At 69.3% G+C, this 5,377-nt stretch carries 6 protein-coding genes; 5 read left to right on the top strand and 1 reads right to left on the bottom strand.

The genetic code is table 11. The annotated features are described in order from the left end of the window. The 3 genes from AC2VOG_RS17740 to AC2VOG_RS17730 form a co-directional block, all read left to right on the top strand. Window positions 1–562, top strand: a 562-nt coding sequence (locus AC2VOG_RS17740) for an ATP-binding cassette domain-containing protein (protein ID WP_486941159.1), incomplete at its 5' end; no start/stop codon positions are given. Then, a complete protein-coding gene (locus tag AC2VOG_RS17735) occupies window positions 559–2,298 on the top strand; it encodes an ABC transporter ATP-binding protein (RefSeq protein WP_486941158.1) in 1,740 nt (579 codons plus the stop codon). The genes AC2VOG_RS17740 and AC2VOG_RS17735, both read left to right, overlap by 4 nt. Window positions 2,299–2,387: 89 nt before the next feature. Then, the gene (locus AC2VOG_RS17730) at window positions 2,388–2,897 is read left to right on the top strand and encodes an MTB12 family secreted protein (protein ID WP_486941157.1); all 510 of its coding nucleotides are present in this window, start codon (window positions 2,388–2,390) and stop codon (window positions 2,895–2,897) included. Window positions 2,898–2,906: 9 nt separating this feature from the next. Here AC2VOG_RS17730 and AC2VOG_RS17725 read toward each other — a convergent pair whose 3' ends face one another. After that, a complete protein-coding gene (locus AC2VOG_RS17725; protein ID WP_486941156.1) occupies window positions 2,907–3,227 on the bottom strand; it encodes a type II toxin-antitoxin system VapB family antitoxin in 321 nt (106 codons plus the stop codon). A gap of 105 nt (window positions 3,228–3,332) precedes the next feature. On the opposite strand from AC2VOG_RS17725, the gene hrcA reads away from it, so the two are divergent. Both hrcA and dnaJ read left to right on the top strand, forming a co-directional pair. Beyond that, a complete protein-coding gene (hrcA, locus tag AC2VOG_RS17720; RefSeq protein WP_486941155.1) occupies window positions 3,333–4,376 on the top strand; it encodes a heat-inducible transcriptional repressor HrcA in 1,044 nt (347 codons plus the stop codon). A gap of 87 nt (window positions 4,377–4,463) precedes the next feature. Continuing rightward, window positions 4,464–5,377, top strand: a 914-nt coding sequence (gene dnaJ / locus AC2VOG_RS17715; protein ID WP_486941154.1) for a molecular chaperone DnaJ, incomplete at its 3' end; no start/stop codon positions are given.

The raw sequence follows: 5,377 nt of genomic DNA, 5'->3' as shown, positions 1-5,377 counted from the left end.
GGATATTCGGTCGCTGACCGCCGATGAGCTCTACACGCGAGTGGGGTTTGTCCTGCAGGAAACTCAGCTCGTGCACGGCACCGTCGCGCAGAACATCGCGCTGGCAGTCCCGGACGCCACCCCCGAGCACATCGAGGCCGCGGCCCGCCAAGCCCAAATCCACGACCGCATCCTGCGGCTGCCGGCCGGCTACGACACCATGCTCGGCGCGGCCAGCGCCCTGTCCGGCGGGGAACGTCAGCGGCTGACGATTGCGCGCGCGATCCTCGCCGACGCGCACGTGCTGATCCTCGACGAGGCCACCGCTTTCGCCGATCCCGAATCGGAATATTTGGTGCAGCAAGCGCTCAACCGGTTGACCCGGGAGCGCACGGTGTTGGTGATCGCGCATCGGCTGCACACCATCGTCGGTGCCGACCAGATCGTCGTGCTCGATCACGGTCGCATCGCCGAGCAAGGAACCCACGACGAACTGCTGGCCGCCGACGGACGTTACCGCCGACTGTGGGACAGCGGCCGTCGCGACCCGATCGGCGCCGCGGCGCAGGAGGGCACCCGATGATCCGCACCTGGGTCGGCCTCGTCCCGGCGGAGCGTCGCAGCACGGTCGTCGGCTACATTCTGCTCACCCTGATCTCGGTGATCGTGCGGGCCGTCGGCACCGTCCTTCTGGTGCCGTTGGTGGGAGCCTTGTTCAGCGACGCGCCGCAGCGGGCGCTGGTCTGGCTGGGCTGGCTGACCGGCGCGACCGCGGCCGGATGGTTCATCGACACCGCCACTGCACGAATCGGTTTCGATCTCGGATTCGCCGTACTCGACCGCACTCAACACGACGTCGCGGACCGGTTGCCCGAGGTACGGCTGGACTGGTTCAGTGCGGACAACACCGCGACGGCGCGGCAGGCGATCGCCGCGACGGGCCCGGAGCTTGTCGGGCTCGCCGTCAACTTGCTCAGCCCGCTGGTGACCGCCGTGCTGCTGCCGGCCGCCATCGGGGTGGCTCTGTTGCCGCTGTCCTGGCAGCTCGGGGTCGCCGCCATGGGCGGGGTGCCGCTACTGCTGGCTGCCCTGTGGGCATCGGCCCGGTTGGCCCGTCGCGCGGATCAGGCTGCCGCCGAAGCGAATACAGCGCTCACCGAGCGGATCATCGAGTTCGCCCGGACCCAGCAGGCGTTGCGCGCGGCGCGCCGTGTCGAGCCGGCGCGCAGCATGGTCGGCGACGCGCTGGCCGCTCAGCACGGTGCGACGATGCGGCTACTGACCATGCAGGTGCCGGGCCAGTTGCTGTTCAGCCTGGCCAGCCAGCTCGCCCTGATCCTGTTCGCCGGCGCGACAACGGCGTTGACCATCGCCCACACGCTGGGCGTGCCGGAAGCGATCGCGCTGATCGTGGTGATCGCCCGCTACCTTGAGCCGTTCACGTCGATCAGCGAACTGGGCCCGGCCCTGGAAAGCACCCGCGCGACCCTCGAGCGGATTCGCGCCGTGCTCGGCGCGCCGGCGATGTCCGCCGGAACCGACGCAGGTCGCGGTCGACACGGCGCGCCGTCGATCGAATTCGAGGACGTCACGTTCAGCTACGACGGTGCGGGCGCGCCGGTGCTGGACCGCGTGAGTTTTACGCTGCAGCCGGGGAGCACCACCGCGATCGTCGGGCCGTCCGGGTCGGGCAAGAGCACGATCCTGGCGCTGATCGCCGGCCTGTACCAGCCGGTCGGCGGCCGGGTCTTGGTCGACGGGGTGGACGTCGCCACACTCGACGCCGAAGCGCGCCGCGCCGCGACCAGCGTGGTGTTCCAGCACCCCTACCTCTTTCACGGGACCATCCGCGACAACGTGGCCGCCGGTGACCCCGCCGCCGGCGAAGCGCAGTTCAGCCGCGCTGTCGCGCTGGCGCGGGTGGACGAGCTCACCGGAAGGCTGCCCGCCGGCGCGCAGACGGTCGTCGGCGAGGCCGGCTCGGCGCTGTCCGGCGGGGAGCGTCAGCGGGTCAGCATCGCGCGCGCATTGCTCAAGCCCGCGCCGATCCTGCTGGTCGACGAGGCAACCAGCGCGCTGGACACCGAAAACGAGGCGGCCGTGGTCGACGCGCTCACCGCGGACCCCACGCCCCGGACCCGGGTGATCGTCGCCCACCGGTTGGCCAGCATCCGTCACGTCGACCGGGTGTTGTTCCTGGACGCGGGCACCGTCGTCGAGGACGGCACGGTCCAGGGGTTACTGGCCGCGGGTGGACGGTTCGACGACTTCTGGCGCCGGCAACGCGACGCCGCCGAGTGGCGAATCCAGACCGGTTGAGCCGTCGGCCGGACACGCCCGAGTAGGGTCGCCACGGAATGCGTGATGACCAGCAGAATGATTGCGGTATCCGACTCGAAGGGACAACCATGACCATGAGATTCTTCGCCACCGGGGTGACCGCCGTCGCCACTCTCGGAGCCGCTGCGGCCGGGGCGGCCGCACTGACCTTCGGCGCCGCGCCGCAGGTGGCGCCCGTCGTGCTCAACGCACCGCTGGATCCACCGCCCGCGCCCGGCCAGCCCCCGCTGCCGAGCCCTCAGCAGCTGGCCGACCTGTGCAACCGCGTCACCGACCCGGGCGTGTCCTACGAGACCAAAGTCGGTCTGGTGGAGAACGGCATCCCGTCGGGCGAGGGCCACGTGGCCGACCACGACCTGCGCAAGGCCTACCGCAACGGCAACTTCCCCGAACAGTTCAACGTCACGAACATCCAGCCGCTCCCGGGCAACGGGGCCAAGGCCGACGTCGCCATCAGCGGGCCGAAGTTCGCCGGGCCGGTCGAGAAGACCCTCCTGTTCGTCGACCAGGGCGGCACCTGGATGCTGCAGCACGACTCCGCGCTCGCGCTGATCCAGGCGGCCTCGGCCGTCAACTGAGACGAGCCGCTAGACCGGCCCGGCGTGCTGGGTGACCGCGTCGAGGTCGAGCAGCCGCGCATGCAGCACGGTGCGGTTTCGCAGCGCCGCGCGCACCGCGCGATGTAGGCCGTCGTCGAGGTAGATGACGCCCTTCCACAGCACGGCGTGCGGGAAGAGGTCGCCGTAGAAGGTGCTGTCCTCTGACAGCAGGCGATCCAGCGCCAGCACCGTCGTGGTGGTGACGATCTCGTCGAGCCGAATCTGCCGCGGCGGAATGCGGGACCAGTCTCGATAGGACAGGTTGTGGTCCGGGTACGGCTTGCCATCGCGCACGCCTTTGAAGATCATCCGCTGCCCGTCTCTGGCAGCTGCCTTCCCGATGCGGCCATGCAGGACAGCGTAGCCGCTGGTGATCCCCGTAAACTGGTCGAAAGTCAGGAGGATCGAGCCGAGATGGGCACTGCAGATGAGCGCCGCTTCCAGGTGCTGCGCGCGATTGTCGCCGACTTTGTCGCGACCAAGGAGCCGATCGGGTCCAAGTCGCTGGTCGACCGGCACAACCTCGGCGTCTCGTCGGCGACCGTGCGAAACGATATGGCCGTGCTCGAAGCGGAGGGCTACATCGCCCAGCCGCACACCAGCTCGGGCCGGGTACCGACAGAGAAGGGCTACCGCGAATTCGTCGACCGTCTCGACGACGTCAAGCCGTTGTCGGCAGCCGAGCGGCGCGCCATCCAGGGCTTCCTGGAGTCCGGCGTCGACCTCGACGACGTCCTGCGTCGTGCCGTGCGGTTGCTGGCGCAACTGACCCGTCAGGTCGCCATCGTGCAGTATCCGACGCTGTCGACGTCGACGGTGCGGCACCTGGAGGTGATCGCGTTGACCCCGGCACGGTTGCTGATGGTGGTGATCACCGACACCGGCCGGGTGGATCAGCGGGTGGTCGAACTCGGCGACGTGATCGACGAACACCAGCTGTCGCAGCTGCGCGAGATGCTCGGCGCGGCGCTGGAGGGCAAGAAGCTGTCGGCGGCATCGGTCGCGGTCGCCGACCTGGCCGGCCAACTGGGTGTTCGCGGCGGCCAATCCACCAGCTTCAGCGACGCGGTCGGCCGCTCGGCCACGGTACTGCTGGAGTCGCTGGTCGAGCACACCGAGGAGCGGCTGCTGCTGGGGGGTACGGCCAACCTGACCCGCAACACCGCCGACTTCGGCGGCTCGCTGCGCTCGATCCTGGAAGCCCTCGAGGAACAGGTCGTGGTCCTGCGGCTGCTGGCCGCCCAGCAGGAGGCCGGAAAGGTCACGGTCCGCATCGGACACGAGACCGAGGCCGAGCAGATGGTGGGCACCTCGGTGGTGTCGACCACCTATGGCACCTCCGACACGGTCTACGGCGGCATGGGTGTGCTCGGGCCCACACGGATGGACTATCCGGGAACTATCGCTAATGTCGCTGCGGTTGCTCTCTACATCGGCGAGGTGCTGGGTACACGGTGATCTCGCTTCGCAGGCACAATTCATTGGTGGCCGCTTTTGCGCGGCCGACGCGGGGCTAGCAGCTCCGGAAGGTCAGGAAGGTCAAGCGTGGCACGCGACTATTACGGTCTGCTCGGTGTGAGCAGTAACGCCAGCGATGCGGAGCTCAAGCGCGCGTATCGCAAGCTGGCCCGCGAGTTGCATCCCGATGTCAACCCCGACGAGGCCGCCCAGGCCAAGTTCAAGGAGATCAGCGTCGCCTACGAGGTGCTGTCGGACCCGGAGAAGCGGCGCATTGTCGACCTGGGCGGCGATCCGCTGGAGAACGCCGCGGCAGGAGGCGGTGGCTTCGGTGGATTCGGCGGGCTGGGTGATGTGTTCGAGGCGTTCTTCGGCGGCGGCGCGACCGCCCGAGGGCCCGTCGGCCGGGTCCGGCCCGGTTCGGACTCGCTGCTGAGGATGCGACTGGATCTCGCCGAATGCGCGACAGGTGTGAGCAAGCAGGTCACCGTCGACACCGCGGTGCTCTGCGACCGCTGCCAGGGCCGCGGCACCAACGGCAACTCGCAACCGGTGTCGTGCGACACCTGCGGCGGCCGCGGAGAAGTGCAAACCGTGCAGCGGTCCTTGCTCGGCCAGGTGATGACGGCGCGCCCATGCCCGACGTGCCGTGGTGTTGGCGAGGTCATCCCCGATCCGTGCCACCACTGCGGCGGCGACGGCCGGGTGCAGGCCCGCCGGGATATCACGGTCAAGATTCCGGCCGGTGTCGGCGACGGTATGCGGGTCCGGCTCGCCGCCCAAGGCGAAGTCGGGCCCGGCGGGGGGCCGGCCGGGGACCTCTACGTCGAGATTCACGAACAACCGCACGACGTCTTCGTGCGCGACGGCGACGATCTGCACTGCACCATCTCGGTGCCGATGGTCGACGCGGCGTTGGGCACGACGGTGACCGTCGACGCGATCCTCGACGGCCTGACCGAGATCACCATTCCGGCGGGGACGCAGCCCGGTTCGGTGAC

Source organism: Mycobacterium sp. TH-M11 (genome assembly GCF_057473725.1).
This window is presented reverse-complemented; position numbering and strand designations above follow the sequence as displayed.